The organism is Bacillus carboniphilus (genome assembly GCF_020524035.2).
Taxonomy (GTDB): domain Bacteria; phylum Bacillota; class Bacilli; order Bacillales; family JAIVKR01; genus Bacillus_CC.
Window position 1 is genome coordinate 3,043,784 of sequence record NZ_CP129013.1, and the last position, 15,156, is coordinate 3,058,939.

The following is a 15,156-nucleotide window of genomic DNA, read 5'->3' on the forward strand; positions in this document are numbered from 1 at the left end:
AAGGGTGTTAAAAATGGACAGAGAGAGAAACATGAAGGATGCCGATTTGGCACTAAAGCTATTTGTTGTCTTTTTTCGATCGAATAAAGCAGTTGCCCAAACAGTTGCCGAAGACGTTCGGTCCAGCGGGTTTAATATGACTGAGTTTGCTGTTTTAGAGCTACTTTATCATAAAGGCGATCAGCCAATACAAAAAATTGGTGAACAAATCTTAATTTCAAGTGGAACCATTACTTATGTTGTTGATAAGCTTGAAAAAAAAGGTTTACTTAAGCGTATATCATGCGAGAAAGATCGTCGAGTAACATATGCTTCTATTACAGAACAAGGGGAACAGGTAATGAAAGAAATCTTTCCTAAACACCAACATCTTATTGAACAAATATTTGCAGAACTATCCAATGAAGAGAAAGATACAATGATCGATTTATTAAAGAAAATTGGATATAAAGCGGAAACACTTCAACTCTAACAAAGAAGCCTAGCTTCTTGGACTATATATCTTGAATTTAAGAAATATGTATCAAAGATTTTAGTTAAGAAAACAATAGATAAGAATATATTTGAAAGGGATGTTTTAAAATGGCAAAAGTACTTTATATTACAGCTCACCCGCATGATGATACGCAATCATACAGTATGGCGGTAGGAAAAGCATTTATCGACACATATAAGCAAAAAAATACAAGTGATGAAGTGATCCACTTAGATTTATATAAAGAAGGTGTTCCCGCTATAGATACGGATGTGTTTAGTGGTTGGGGAAAGCTTCAATCTGGTAAAGGTTTTGAAGAATTATCAGAACAAGAAAAAACTAAAGTATCACGCTTAACAGAATTATGTGATCAATTTATTGCTGCTGATAAATATGTATTTGTATCTCCAATGTGGAACTTTTCTTTTCCACCTGTACTGAAAGCTTATATTGATTCTATTAGTATAGCGGGAAAAACCTTCAAGTATACAGAAGAGGGACCGGTTGGGTTGTTGACAGATAAAAAAGCTCTTCATATTCAAGCAAGCGGTGGAGTTTATTCTGAAGGACCTGCGGCTGATATAGAGATGGGTCATCGATACCTAAAAATCATTATGAACTTTTTAGGTGTACCTTCCTTTGAAGGGCTGTTTGTAGAAGGGCAAGCGGCAATGCCTGATAAAGCAGAGCAAATTAAAGAAGACGCGATTAAAAGGGCAAAGGATTTGGCGCATACGTTTTAATGATAAAGGGAAGGCATATGGTTTTTTACCGTATGCCTTCCTCGATTTAGTTTAACTAGCCCCTACTATTTCTTGCATTCTCTTCTTTTCTTCTTCTTTATCCAAGTACTCAAAAAGGCCTATTCGATTTCCCCAAGGGTCTTCAAAAGTTGTCCATTTTACGGGGACTTCCTCTCGAGAAAAGATTTCAAAAGCAGCTAGATTCAATTTATCCATTAGTCGCTCTTTCTCTTTTTCAATATTTGTCACACCTAAACGTAATGGTCCATTCCCTTTTGTTGGGGTTCCTTCTGCTACTTGTAACCAGCAGCCGGGGATGATTTCCCACTCCGCAAAGCCTTCGTGAGGGATAAAATCAGGTTTTTTGTTTAATAATGTTTCATACCATGCATGTCCTTCAGATATATTCGTCACTCGAACTTGAAAAGTCATTTCAAAAATCATGTTTCACACTCCTTTAAAAAAATAGCTCACATGTGTATAGTTTCCACATGTAAGCTAAACCTCGTATTCTATATTTCCAGTTCCTTACTTGCTGTAGGTAAGGTTTTTCGTTTTTCTTTAAAGCTGAATAAACGATAAACGGCTGGAATTAATAATAAGGTAATAAATGTCGCAAACAATAGTCCAGATATAATGACGGTTGCAGTTGGCGCCTGATAATTACCGGAAGTACCTGAAGCTAAGGCAAGCGGTAGCATCCCTCCTGCTGTAGTTAATGTTGTCATAAAAATCGGACGAAGTCGATTTTTTCCTGCCTCAACAAGTGCTTCTTTAACCGTATATTCTTGTTTGCGTAGTTGGTTGGTTCGGTCAATTAAAAGGATGGCATTGTTTAAGACGATCCCGATGAGCATAATCACACCCATTCCAGATAGAATGGTTAGCTCTCGTTGGGTAATTAACAGACCTAAAATGACCCCAACAATCGTCATTGGAATAACAGACATGACAATGAGTGGGTGACCGAGATGATTAAACTGAACAGCCATCACAAAGTAAACTAAGAAGATAGCTACACCTAAAATGATTAGCATTTCAGTAAACAATTCTGTTTGCTGCTCTAAGCTTCCTGATTTGGAGATTTGATAGCCAGCAGGTGTTTCAAAATCCTCAATGATTTCTTGCACGTCACGATTGATCGAGCCTAGATCTCTTCCTTCCACATCAGCCGATATGGTGGTATAGCGATTTCCGTTTGTATGGCCAATTTCAGTTGGTGTGTCAACGCTAGTCAGTTCAATAAAGTTTGAAAGTTTTTTTGTTCCTTCTGCAGTTGGAACACTCAAATCTAAAAGGTCCTCTGTCGTTGTAGTATCTTCTTCCCACTTCACTTTTATTGGGATCTCATGATCTTCTTGTTGAATGGTACTGACTTCAATATTTAAAAAGGACTGTTCGATAAATTGTTTAATTTGTCCTTTTGATAGGTTGGCTTCATCAATTTCATCTTCTTTCAGGGTGATGATTTGTTCTATTGATGTTTTATCAACAGAGTTATTGACTTCAACAATTCCCTCTAGTTCTTCTAATTCCTTCGTGAATTCAGAAGAAATTTTCTTGATTTCTTCAAATTTTTCTCCTTCAATTTGAAGCTGAATCGCCTGAGAAGCGCCAGCGGAGGTTGGTGTTTGGAACCCTTTAATGGAATCGCTATCAATTCCTCGTAAGTTTTTAAGTATCTCCTCGTTAACTTGTTTTTGTTCCATCGTGATGTCATCGTCTTTTGTCATGTTAATCATGACATAAAGGCTTTGACCAAAGTCCATTACATAATTGGTTTCTACATCGTTGATTCCGTTTACGGCCTCGTGGATTTCTTCTGCTAATTCTTCTTTTTCCTCTAGTGTAGCACCTGGTTGTAATTGAACATTAACTTCTGTATAACGGTTGAGCATATCAGGCATGATCGCCATCGGGATCTTTGTGATAAATAATAACGATGTCACTAAAATGGCAATGAATAATCCGATAATTGATAAGCTATAACGTTTCTTTTTGACCGTCCAGGAAACTAATTTTCCGTAAAAGCTTACAATCGGACCTTCTTTCGATTTTTCTCGTTGCTTTTTATGAACTTTCAAAAACTTTTCTGAGAGTGAAGGAATCACTGTGAAAGAAACGAGAACAGAACTGATTAGTGTGATTGCTATGACCACTGAAAACATAATCATAAATTGCCCTGTTTCTCCACCTAAAAGACCAATTGGTAAAAAGACAACAATGGTGGTCAACATGGAGGCAAGAACAGCAGATGAAACTTCCTTCGTTCCTTCTAATACAGCATGTAAATTTGAGAGACCTTGTTCTTTCTTCCGATAGATGGATTCCAATATGACAATCGATGCATCCACCATCATTCCTACTCCTAATCCTAAGGCGATGAGAGTTAAAATGTTAAAACTGTAGTCTAATAACCACATAGTTAAAAAGGTGAGCAGAATGGAAGTCGGAATAGAAATACCAATAATAATAGTGGCGCGGAGATTGCGTAAAAAGATGAACATGATTACAAAGGCAATTACCGCTCCTATTAAAATATTTTTTGTAACACTATCGAGGGAGTCCTGAACATAATCTGCCTGAGCGACTAACTCATTTAAAGTAAACCCGTCAATTAAATTTTCCCCTTTTATGTTTTTAACTTCCTCTCGAATAGCTTCGGCCATTTCGATTTGTGTGACGGTGCTACTACGGGCAATTTGAATAAAGATCAAATCCTTTGCCCCATTTTTCCAAACAAATGCTTGATTTTCAATTGGATCAAGGCTAATCTTTGCAATATCTTTCAGAGTAATAAAGCCCGATTCTGCGGGAATCTTAATGGACTCCACATCTTCAATACTATTCAGTTTTGAGTTCCAGCGAAGCGTAGTTGAGCCCTCTTCTTCACTTAGGTTCCCAATTGTAGATTCAGTATTGACTTGTTGAATAATCGAAATAATATCAGTGATGAGTAACCCTTTCTCTTGGATTTGATCTTGATTAAACGTCACATTCACTTCATTTTCAAATAAACCAGAAAGGTTGACTTCTTTTACTTCAGGAAGTTCTTCTAATCGAGGTTTGAGAATATCTTCAGCAAACGCCGTCATTTTTTCTTGATTGTCACCAGATATATCCATGAAGAATTCATATTCGAGTCCAAACCCGTTGGAGATGACAAAATCTTGAATGCGATCATTTTCTGAAATAAAAGAGTTAATGGTGGCTTCAATGTCTTTTGTTAACTCATCTCCTTTGCCACGTTCAAATGTAAAGTTGAGCATGACATTTCCATTAGACGTGGTAGAATTGATTTCTTCAACGCCTTCCATGTCAATCAGTTGTTTTTCTAAAGGGGTTGTAATGGTCCGTTCAAGTTCAATGGCGGAAAGATCCTCTGTTTGGATGGCAGCAAAGGCCATATCGAAGGAGACATCAGGCATTAATTCTTTATCAAGCTTAAATGTGCTGTATGTACCGACGAAAACAATAAACAAAACCGATAGCATAACTAAAATTTTTCGTTGAACAATAAATTTTAATAGCTTCATATAATCCTCCTTTAAATGTGTGTTCGAAAAGGTAGAAAGTGGGGATTGGATTTAGATATAGTTCTTCGTTTAGACATCCCTCATCATTTGACTTTTTGAACTAAAATGGTCTCAACATATATAGTATACTTGATTAGTAGAGAAAATATGACATAATTAGGTCGTTGTTAATAATTTGTTAATATAAAGGTAATATCTAATTTACAAATAGGTGCTGTGGAAATGGGCATTTATTCCCCATTATGCGATAATGAAGGTAAGTTTTCTACATGAGAGGAACGATGACATTGGAAAAAGCAGCAAATCAACCTATTGGTATTAAACGATTTTGGAACATGATGAATACATTCTTGCCGTCAACATGGTTACTCGTATTCGCGGTCACTTTAGTCATTATCGAGACGTGTCTTTCTTTAATTGTTCCACTCATAACGATGAATTTTATTGATGAAATGAACTTAGACTCTCTTAACCAGCAAACCATAATTTTATTAGCTGTTGTGTTCATTCTTCAACTTTTAATGTCAGGGTTTGCGCTTTATACGATGATTTATATTGGACAGCGTGTCGTTCTTTCGTTACGAGAAGAAGCTTGGAAAAAGATTTTACATTTACCGATTTCGTTTTTTGATCGCCACCCATCTGGTGATACGATGAGTCGAATGACAAATGATACATTAATTATAAAAGACTTCATCACATCTCAGTTGATTCCCTTTATTTCAGGAATTATTTCAATAGTAGGCTCAATTGTATTTTTACTTGTAATTGATTGGAAAATGACGATTTTAATGGTAGTTATCATCCCGGTTGCAGGTTTCATTATGATTCCTTTAGGAAGAAAGATGTATAAAGTGTCACGTGCCCTTCAAAGTGAAACCGCTTCTTTTCAGGGAGATTTAGGTCGTGTGCTTTCGGATATTCGCCTTGTAAAAGCTTCTTTAGCAGAAAATCAAGAAAAGAAAACAGGGTTAAAACGCATGACGCAACTGTTTCAGTTTGGTTTAAAAGAAGGAAGAATTTCAGCGGTCATTCAGCCTTTAACGATGAGTTTAATGTTATTTTTACTTGTTGTGATTTTTGGTTACGGTAGTATTCGCGTTTCAGCTGGAACATTATCGGCTGGTGCTCTAGTTGCGATCATTTTTTATCTTTTTCAAATTTCCATTCCGTTTGCTCAACTGGCCACCTTTTTCACGCAATTTCAAAAAGCGTTAGGAGCGAGTGAGCGTTTAGAACAAATTTTATCAGCAGAGCCTGAACCGAGCGTTGAGAGTACTGACAGTTTAATAAAAGAAGATGATCTTTTATCTTTTCATGATGTTTCCTTTTCTTATTCAGAGAGTAAGCAAATTTTACAGTCTGTGAGTTTTGGGGCGGTTATTGGTGAAATGACAGCTTTTGTTGGTCCAAGTGGGGCTGGGAAAACGACACTCTTCTCATTACTCGAACGATTTTATGAACCGAGTCAAGGCGCTATTACGTATAAAGGAAAATCCATTTATGACATGTCTTTATCCGATTGGCGTCAGAAAATTGCTTATGTTTCCCAAGAATCACCGATCATGTCTGGAACCATTCGATCCAACTTAATTTATGGATTAGAAGATGTTTCTGAATCACGTATAAAGGAAGCTGTAGCAAATGCGAACTTGGAGAGTTTTATCGCTTCTTTAACAGACCAACTTGAAACAGAAGTGGGTGAGCGAGGCATTAGGTTGTCAGGAGGACAACGTCAACGTTTAGCCATTGCAAGGGCCATGATACGTGATCCGGAAATCTTATTGTTAGATGAAGCGACCGCTCACCTTGATAGCACTTCTGAAAAGCTAGTCCAAGAAGCATTGGAGAAGTTGATGCAAGGTAGAACCACACTCGTTATTGCTCATCGGTTAGCGACAGTGAGGAACGCAGACCAGTTAATTGTTCTTGAACAAGGTGAGGTGACAGGTAAAGGGAGTCATCATCAGCTGCTGAAATTCCATTCATTATATAAAGAATTGGTTGAACAGCAGTTATCAGTAGAAGGGAGCTAATATGAAGCCAATATTGATAGATTTTCCAAATGAATTTTATACCGACAGATTACTCATTCGAAGACCCGATCCAGGAGATGGAAAGGTTGTATTTAATGCCATTCAAGCGTCCATTCAAGAGCTTAAACCTTGGATGGAGTTTGCACAAAAACAGCAAACGGAAGAAGATCTTGAAGTGTTTATGAGAGAGGCTCATACTAATTTCATTAATCGTGAAGACTTACACCTTCTTGTCTTTGATCGGAAAACAGGCGATTTTATTGCGTCATCTGGTCTTCATCGAATCAATTGGAGTATTCCTAAGTTTGAAATTGGCTACTGGATTGATTCTAGGAAAAGTGGAAAAGGATATATGACAGAGACAGTAGAAGGAATAACGAACTTCGCTTTTGAGACATTAAAGGCGCGAAGAGTGGAAATACGATGTGATTCTGATAATGAAAGAAGTCGCCGTGTAGCCGAACGTTTAGATTTTCCGCTAGAAGGAATTTTGAAGAATAGTGCACGATCAATGGATAAAAGTGGGTTGAAAGATACGTGTATTTTTGCTAAAGTTAGGTAACTATTAATTCCATAAATTTCTTTGAAGGAGGTGCTCGCAATGATTTTAACTAGAGCATAAAGAGATTGCTAGTCATAGGCAATCTCTAAACAGTAGATAAGAATAAAATGTGAAGGAGATTGACAATGACACTAAATCAACAATTATCGAAAATTCAAAAGGACATCGACTTTTCTGGTTCTATTAAGGTGAATAAATATAAGAAAACCGTTATAGAAGAAAGCTACGGTTTCGCTAATCGTTCTGAACAAATTAAAAATCATCTGCATACCCGTTTTGGAATTGCTTCAGGCTGTAAGCTTTTCACGGCGATTTCTATTTGTCAGCTTGTTGAAGCAGGAAAGCTTACGTTTGAAACGAAACTGAAGAATTGCTTAAATATAGACCTTTCTCATTGGGATGAAGAGATTACGGTTCATCATCTTCTGACGCATACGTCCGGTATTCCAGATTACTTTGATGAAGATGAAATGGATGATTTTGAAGAACTTTGGGTGAAAACGCCGATGTATCATATTAGAAGTTTACAAGATTTCTTGCCCCTTTTTATGAATAAAGGAATGAAATCAAAGGTAGGCGAAAAATTTCATTATAATAATGCGGGCTATATATTACTAGGCTTAGTGGTAGAGCAGGTTAGTGGACAATATTTCACCGATTATATTGAAGAAAATATATTTAGACGAGCTGGGATGAACGATTCTGGTTATTTTGAAATGGATCGCCTTCCGGAAAAAACAGCTTTAGGGTATATTGATTTTCAAGATGGATCTTGGAAGACAAATACTTACTCTCTACCAGTTAAAGGTGGCTCTGATGGAGGAGCTTATGTCACTGCGTGTGATATGATCAGGTTTTGGGAAGCGCTTATTAACCATCAACTGTTAAATAAGTCCATTACTGATTTGTTGCTGAACTCTCATGTACAAGTCAGGGAGGAAGGCTATTATGGATATGGAGTATGGATTAAGAGAAAGAACAATCAACTATTAAAATATCATGTGATGGGATATGATCCAGGAGTGAGTTTTCATTCCGCTTATTATCCTAGTTCTTCTCATACACTTGCTGTCTGTTCAAACAAATCAGATGGAGCATTTGATATGATGAAAGTAATGGAAGAAGAATTAATCGTGAGGTAAAACATTTCATGATAAAATAAGACGAGTGAGGGAATCCTCGCTCGTTTTTTAAAACTTTTAAGGAGTGAAAATAATGGCTAAATCAAAGGCTAAGAAACTACGTGATAAGTTAGGCAAACAAGGAAAAAGAAATCCAGAAACAGGAAGGAGTCCATATGCTTTTACGGATATGAGAACAAGAAAGACGAAAACGAAAAAAGATAAACTGTATGCAAATAAATTTAAAGGACGATCATCTCACACTAATTATGATGGAGATGGTTGTCCTTTTTTAGTGTGTTTTTGTTGAAACGCATTTTTAACAAAAACTATCTTTTCCTTCCCATCATCAATTGTATTTCTCCCTTAAAAATATAGAATTTCCAATATAAATACTAATTAGGAATTTATAGTTTTAAAAAAATGGTAAAATTAAATAGATAATTTACATGAAGTAGTTTTAGGTGAGCTGGATGGAGATGATTGTAATGAAAAAGTTTTTAAATCTATTTTTTGAAGAGGAAAGAAATCAAAGTAAAGGTTATAAAACTCTTGTTTCAATATCTATGGTTTTATTTTCAATAGAGGCTATCAATACATGGGTGCTACATATTCAATGGTTGAGTTCAATTGTTGTATTAATTCTATTTTTATTAGGGGTTGTTTTTGCGATTCTAGCGATAATGGAAAAAGGAAAAAAAATAAGGATAAATGTGATGAAAATCAAGGAATCAACTAAAAATGACCTTTCTCAACTAGCTGGATTAATGGAACAGCTTGCTTGGTTATCCAACGTCTGATAAAGAAATGGCTAAAAGGTTTGATCATTTGAAAGAAAATCCGGACTATTTAACATTAGTAGCTACTGATAATGAATAAGTGATCGGTACGAGTGGGATGGTGCAGAAAATGTTTAGCTGTTATTAATAATTGGGTCTTCGTCATTTAGAATGATCATTTAGGATTTTCAAAAGCGGACAAGGGAATGAGTTCAATTTCTTGCTCAGTATTCTCCACTTGTTACAAGTTGAAAAAACAAGCTCTGTAAGGAAGAATACACTTCTTTATTAATTGAGTTGGTTGGTTTCAGATGTTTTAAGTTAAGCACTTACTTTACACTTTAAGTAGGGAAGAAGCTAATAATTCCTAGTTCTACAAGATTTTCTTTAAAGATAGAAAAAAGAGGAGGTGCGATTCGTATCCCCCTTTTTTCATTGTTGGTGCAAAAAGATAATCCTTTAGTCCTTTTCTTACTTCCTTTTAAAGCTAAACTCATATTTATTAATACTAGCCTTCTTTGTTAGTTAACGTGTGCTTTCGTCTTTGCTTCTTTTCTACGACGATGAAGAATTGGTTCAGTATAACCGTTCGGTTGATTTACACCTTCAAACACTAATTCACATGAAGCTTGGAAGGCAATAGAGTTATCAAAGTCATTTGCCATAGCTCTATAATTAGGATCATGTTGATTTTGTTTATCGACTAATTTGGCCATACGCTTAAACGTTTCTAATACTTGGTCTTCACTCACTACCCCATGGTAAAGCCAATTGGTAATATGTTGACTAGAAATTCTTAAAGTTGCTCGGTCTTCCATTAACTCAATGTTGCTGATATTTGGTACTTTCGAACAACCGATCCCTTGTTGAATCCAGCGAACAACATAGCCAAGAATACTTTGGGCATTATTATCTAATTCTTCTTGGATCTCTTCTGGCGTCCAATCCGTGTTAGGAACCGTTGGAACTTGTAACATGTCGTCTAAATAATCCGGAAGATCTTTACCCATTTCTTCTTGTATGGTTAAAACATCGATGTCTAAGTAATGAAGCGCATGTAAAGTAGCAGCCGTTGGGGAAGGAACCCATGCTGTATTCGCACCTGCTTTTAATTGGCCATCTTTTGTTTTTAGCATTTGTGCCATTAATTCGGGCATTGCCCACATTCCTTTTCCGATTTGAGCTTTACCGGAAAAATCGCTTTCTAGCCCATTTTTCACATTGGATTTTTCGTAGCTAGTAAACCATGTCGAATTTTTCATATCACCTTTTCGAATGACGGGTCCTGTTACCATAGAAGTGTGGATCTCATCTCCTGTTCTATCTAAGAACCCTGTATTAATGAAAGCGACTCGATTTTTAACTTCCTTTATGCACGCTTTCAAATTAAGAGAAGTTCGGCGCTCTTCATCCATCACACCAATTTTTAACGTGTTGCGAGAGTAATCAAATAGATCCTCTACTTGATTAAATAGTTCATTAGCAAAAGCAACTTCTTTTGGACCATGCATTTTTGGTTTTACGATATAAACAGAACCCTTTGTAGAGTTTTGATATTTTCCGTTTTTTAAGACATCTTGTTTGGCAATAAGCCCCGTAACAACTGCATCTAAAATACCTTCTGGAACTTCTTGTCCATTTTTATCTAAAACAGCATCACTAGTCATTAAATGACCGACATTTCGTACAAACATTAACGAACGTCCAGATAATGAAAGTTCCGATCCATTTGGAGCTGTGTACAGACGATCAGGATTTAACGTACGAGTGATTGTTTTGCTTCCTTTTTTGAAGGATACAGAAATATCACCTTTTAGCAGTCCTAAATAATTTCGGTACACATGTACTTTATCTTCTGCGTCTACAGCAGCTACAGAGTCTTCGAAATCCATAATTGTAGTGATCGCTGATTCCACAACAATATCTTTCACGCCTGCTGTATCATTTTTTCCAATAGAATCATTTCGGTCGATTTGGATTTCAACATGGAGACCGTTGTTTTTTAACAATATCGCACTTGGTTTTTCTGGTAGACCATTATAGCCAACAAATTGATCTTCCATTTTTAAGCTAGTGGATGTTCCACCATTTAAAATGATCACTAACTGACCATTTTCTACTTTGTATTCTTGTACTTCTTTATGAGAATTTTCCGTTAGAGGGAAGATCTTATTCAGAATTTGTTTTGTATAAGCAAAAACTTTTTCACCACGAATAGGATTATATCCGTTGCCAGCTTCTGCTCCGTCATCTTCACTAATGACATCTGAACCATATAGGGCATCATAAAGACTTCCCCATCTAGCATTAGCGGCATTAACGGCATATCGTGCATTACTAACTGGAACCACTAATTGAGGTCCTGGTTTTATAGCAATTTCGTCGTCAATGTTTTTAGTATCAATCTCAAAATCTTCAACCTCTGGTTCAATATAATTAATTTCTTTTAAGAAAGATTTATATTTTTGTTGATCATACGTCTTGTTATTGGTGTACCAATCCGTAATGCTTTTCTGCAATTCTTCACGTTTGGACAACAATTCTTTGTTTTTAGGAGATAAATTGTGAATGATTTCATCTAAACCAGCCCAAAATGCTTCACTAGAAACGCCACTATTAAGTATAGCCTCGTTTTCAATGAAGTCATAAAGAGTTGAATCTACTTGGATATTACCGATATTTTTATATTCTTCCATCTTAACACCCTTCCATTTATAAGACGATTTTATAATCGTTTGAAATTTATTCTATTCATAATTTACCTTATACTATAATTAGACATAACAAAAATATATATATTGAATTAATATCATGCACAAATGACATAATCGCTTAGTTTAGCAATTTCCAAGAGGGGGATTCGATGGATATTAGACATTTAGAATATTTTTCAGAAGTTGCAAAGCATTCTAGTTTTACTAAAGCTGCCTTAACTTTACATGTTTCTCAACCTTCTCTCAGTAAGGCTATTAAACAATTAGAAGCTGAGTTAGAAGTACCTTTATTTTATCGTTCAAAAACATTAGAATTAACAGATGCAGGAAAAGCGCTTCTTGTGAATGTGAAAGAAGTATTAAATTCCTTCCACAATCTGAATTCTGAACTTAATAGAGTGATAGACTTGAAAAAGGGAGAAATCAACATAGGGATTCCACCAATTATAGGCGCTTCTTTTTTCTCTAAGTTAATTAGTCAATATGTAGAAGAGTATCCTCTAGTAGACCTGAAATTAGAGGAAGTGGGTTCTAAAATGATTAAACAAGGTGTCGAAGATGGGTCATTAGATATTGGATTGGTATGTAATGTCCCTAGTAGAAATGGTAAATTTGAAATGATGAAGATCGTGGATGACCCTCTAAAACTGGTTGTGAATAAATCAAATCGGTTATCCTTAAAAAATTCGGTCCATATGAAGGATTTACAGCATGAAGGGTTTATTCTTTACAGAGAAGATTTCACTTTACACGATCGCATTATGGAAGAATGTGCTAATCATGGTTTTTATCCTAATGTTGTTTGCCATAGTTCTCAGAGAGATTTTATGATTGAAATGGTCGATGCTAGATTAGGAATTGCGCTATTACCTAGTAAAGTAGCAGATGAAATCATGAATCCTCACATCAAATCAATTCCTTTAGTCAATTCTTCAGCTAGTCTGGAGCTAGGTATGGTTTGGAAGAAAAATAAGTACATACCTCATTCTGTGAGAGAATTTATCAATATGGCCGAAACTCACCTGAGCTATAATTGATCCTTATCGTTCAAGCTGTCAAGTTTAAACAAACGTTTGTTTAAAAGTGTGGTTTCATGTTAAAAGTTCAAATCAAAATCTGTTGTTTTTGTAAAAAGATTAGAAAGGTGATCTATATGGAAAAAATAAAGGAGCTTGAAATTCACCTGCAAGAATTAGAAGAGAAGTTGTTAAGGACGGAAATCCGTTCTTCTCAAATAGAATTAAAGAAATTATTGGCAGATGACTTTTTTGAGATTGGTAGTTCAGGTAGAATACTCTACAAAGGTGAAGAAATCGGTGTTGAAGGAATAGGTGAAGTGAAAATGACGATGAGTGATTTTGAAATCCACCCATTGTCTAGCGATATCATTTTAGCAACATATGTAATTTGCAATGAAATAAAAAAAGAGTACACATTGCGAAGTTCAATTTGGAAGCGTTTTAATGAAGGCTGGAAGATGGTTTTTCACCAAGGAACGAAGACGAATGATCAGAACGTATTTAAATGAATTTGTTTTTTGAGGTTAATAGAGTGAAGGATAAATACAAGAAGAAGGAGAAGAACTATAACATCCATTTATAAACAAACGTTTAATTAACTATAGCAAGTGTGTTGCTGACAAAGACTAAATGGTAGATGATGATAATCAGAAGAACAACCCATATTGTGGAATTAAAATAGAGATTTAGAAGTATCTTTTTTTTAGAAATGTCTATTTTATCAAATTTTGAAACTAAATAAAACCTTGTACGTATAGAACTATATAATCAGCAATGTACATGAAAGGATGGGTAATTATGTTATGGATCGTTACACAAAACAATGATAGCTTCGTAAATGTGAAAGAAGTAACTGTTAAAGGGAAAAACATAATAGGAATTATAGGTAGTGAGGCACTAGATCAATGGAGTAAGACTTTGGGGAAGTATGAATCGAAGGAAAGAGCACTAGAAATTTTGGAAGAATTATTTATGAAAATGGATGAAAATGATGGTTTCTATATAACCTTTACTATGCCTGAAAAATAAGGGGAGAGGTTAGATGTTTAAGGAAATTAACATTCATTATGGAGCACATGAATCTCAATACGGTGTATTACGAATCCCTGAGAATTCGCAATCTTCCCAATTAATCGTTTTAATACACGGGGGGTTCTGGAAAGCACAATATAACTTAGAGGAAAACACGGCGATGGCTGAGGATTTGACAAAAAGAGGATTCACCACTTGGAACATCGAGTACAGGAGGGTTGGTGAGGACCGAAAAGGATGGACGGATTTATTTAATGATGTTATTGATGCAGTTAATCATTTATCCAAGATAGAGGAGTCCTATCCCATAGACATTAGCAATGTAACGGTTATTGGTCATTCTGCAGGTGGACATCTAGCTCTTTGGTTAGGTTCGAGAAATGAAAAGAGTACTAACGATGGAACTTTTCATGAGCTGAGAGTTTGTATAAACAAAGTGATCAGTTTAGCTGGTGTGACGGATTTAGTTAAAATGTGGGAATTTCATGAACAAAAGAAGATGGAAAGTCGTGTAGCTCCTTTATTAGGGGGAAGTCCAAAGGAAGTACCTGAACGATATGCCTGGGCTTCTCCTATTGAACGATTGCCTATGGGAGTGGAGCAAGTTTTAATACATGGGGAGCAAGATCGTCATGTACCAGTTGAGTTAAGCGATAATTATTACCAGAGGGCGATGGAAAAAGGCGATAAGGTTTCGCTAGTTGTTTTATCAGAGATCGAACATTTTAAAGTCATTGATCCAACATCATCAGCATGGAATTCAGTTATAGAATCAATTTAAATTTTATAGTAAATATTCTAGAAGTGCGTGTTCAAAAAGTAGGGAAAAAAGGACGCTGAAGAACGAGGCGGTCTGCTTAATGAACACAGGCTAAGTACAGCCACGTCGCGAGAGCAACGCCTGCGCTAGCCCGTCCTGGGCGTCGAAGCACTCACAGTGTACGTACAGTATGGTTCACGGGCTAAGAACGTCCCCATCCTAGGGACAACACCCGTGCTAGCCAATCCTGGCGTCGGAGTGTCGGAAAAGCAAACCAACAACGTTATTCAACCGACATTTAATGAACATCATCTAAGTACAGCCACGTCCTGTGGCTAACGATGATGCTTGGCCATCCAGGCCATCGTAGGACTTTTTG

At 36.1% G+C, this 15,156-nt stretch carries 14 protein-coding genes; 11 read left to right on the forward strand and 3 right to left on the reverse strand.

Translation table 11 applies throughout. From position 1 onward, the window contains the following. Positions 1-13: 13 nt before the first annotated feature. Positions 14-472, forward strand: a complete 459-nt coding sequence (locus LC087_RS15775) for a MarR family winged helix-turn-helix transcriptional regulator (RefSeq protein WP_226542780.1) — start codon at positions 14-16, stop codon at positions 470-472. A 110-nt stretch (positions 473-582) separates the two neighbouring features. Then, positions 583-1,218, forward strand: coding sequence for an FMN-dependent NADH-azoreductase (locus LC087_RS15780; protein ID WP_226542778.1), 636 nt, complete (start codon positions 583-585; stop codon positions 1,216-1,218). A gap of 51 nt (positions 1,219-1,269) precedes the next feature. On the opposite strand, the gene LC087_RS15785 is transcribed toward LC087_RS15780, so the two are convergent. Beyond that, positions 1,270-1,662 (reverse strand): VOC family protein, encoded by a 393-nt coding sequence (locus tag LC087_RS15785; RefSeq protein WP_226542776.1) that lies wholly within the window; start codon positions 1,660-1,662, stop codon positions 1,270-1,272. A gap of 68 nt (positions 1,663-1,730) precedes the next feature. Beyond that, positions 1,731-4,754, reverse strand: coding sequence for an efflux RND transporter permease subunit (locus tag LC087_RS15790; RefSeq protein WP_226542774.1), 3,024 nt, complete (start codon positions 4,752-4,754; stop codon positions 1,731-1,733). A gap of 269 nt (positions 4,755-5,023) precedes the next feature. On the opposite strand from LC087_RS15790, the gene LC087_RS15795 reads away from it, so the two are divergent. The 5 genes from LC087_RS15795 (at position 5,024) to LC087_RS15815 (ending at position 9,273) form a co-directional block, all read left to right on the forward strand. Further along, positions 5,024-6,790: an ABC transporter ATP-binding protein gene (locus LC087_RS15795; RefSeq protein WP_226542772.1), complete on the forward strand. Its 1,767-nt coding sequence runs from the start codon at positions 5,024-5,026 to the stop codon at positions 6,788-6,790. A 1-nt stretch (position 6,791) separates the two neighbouring features. Beyond that, positions 6,792-7,352, forward strand: coding sequence for a GNAT family N-acetyltransferase (locus LC087_RS15800; protein ID WP_226542770.1), 561 nt, complete (start codon positions 6,792-6,794; stop codon positions 7,350-7,352). A gap of 125 nt (positions 7,353-7,477) precedes the next feature. Further along, the gene (locus LC087_RS15805; protein WP_226542768.1) at positions 7,478-8,494 is read left to right on the forward strand and encodes a serine hydrolase domain-containing protein; all 1,017 of its coding nucleotides are present in this window, start codon (positions 7,478-7,480) and stop codon (positions 8,492-8,494) included. Positions 8,495-8,567: 73 nt separating this feature from the next. Further along, a complete protein-coding gene (locus tag LC087_RS15810; protein WP_226542766.1) occupies positions 8,568-8,783 on the forward strand; it encodes a hypothetical protein in 216 nt (71 codons plus the stop codon). A gap of 178 nt (positions 8,784-8,961) precedes the next feature. After that, the gene (locus tag LC087_RS15815; protein WP_226542763.1) at positions 8,962-9,273 is read left to right on the forward strand and encodes a hypothetical protein; all 312 of its coding nucleotides are present in this window, start codon (positions 8,962-8,964) and stop codon (positions 9,271-9,273) included. A 500-nt stretch (positions 9,274-9,773) separates the two neighbouring features. Here LC087_RS15815 and LC087_RS15820 read toward each other — a convergent pair whose 3' ends face one another. After that, positions 9,774-11,948 (reverse strand): malate synthase G, encoded by a 2,175-nt coding sequence (locus tag LC087_RS15820; protein ID WP_226542761.1) that lies wholly within the window; start codon positions 11,946-11,948, stop codon positions 9,774-9,776. Positions 11,949-12,115: 167 nt separating this feature from the next. Between LC087_RS15820 and LC087_RS15825 the strand changes: the two genes are divergently transcribed. The 4 genes from LC087_RS15825 (at position 12,116) to LC087_RS15840 (ending at position 14,798) form a co-directional block, all read left to right on the forward strand. Continuing rightward, a complete protein-coding gene (locus LC087_RS15825; protein ID WP_226542759.1) occupies positions 12,116-13,003 on the forward strand; it encodes a LysR family transcriptional regulator in 888 nt (295 codons plus the stop codon). A 116-nt stretch (positions 13,004-13,119) separates the two neighbouring features. After that, positions 13,120-13,494 carry a nuclear transport factor 2 family protein gene (locus LC087_RS15830; RefSeq protein WP_226542757.1) on the forward strand — a complete coding sequence of 125 codons (375 nt, stop codon included), beginning with the start codon at positions 13,120-13,122 and terminating at the stop codon, positions 13,492-13,494. Positions 13,495-13,783: 289 nt separating this feature from the next. Then, positions 13,784-14,014 carry a hypothetical protein gene (locus LC087_RS15835; protein WP_226542756.1) on the forward strand — a complete coding sequence of 77 codons (231 nt, stop codon included), beginning with the start codon at positions 13,784-13,786 and terminating at the stop codon, positions 14,012-14,014. Positions 14,015-14,027: 13 nt separating this feature from the next. After that, positions 14,028-14,798: an alpha/beta hydrolase family protein gene (locus LC087_RS15840; protein ID WP_226542754.1), complete on the forward strand. Its 771-nt coding sequence runs from the start codon at positions 14,028-14,030 to the stop codon at positions 14,796-14,798. The last annotated feature ends 358 nt before the right edge of the window (positions 14,799-15,156 follow it).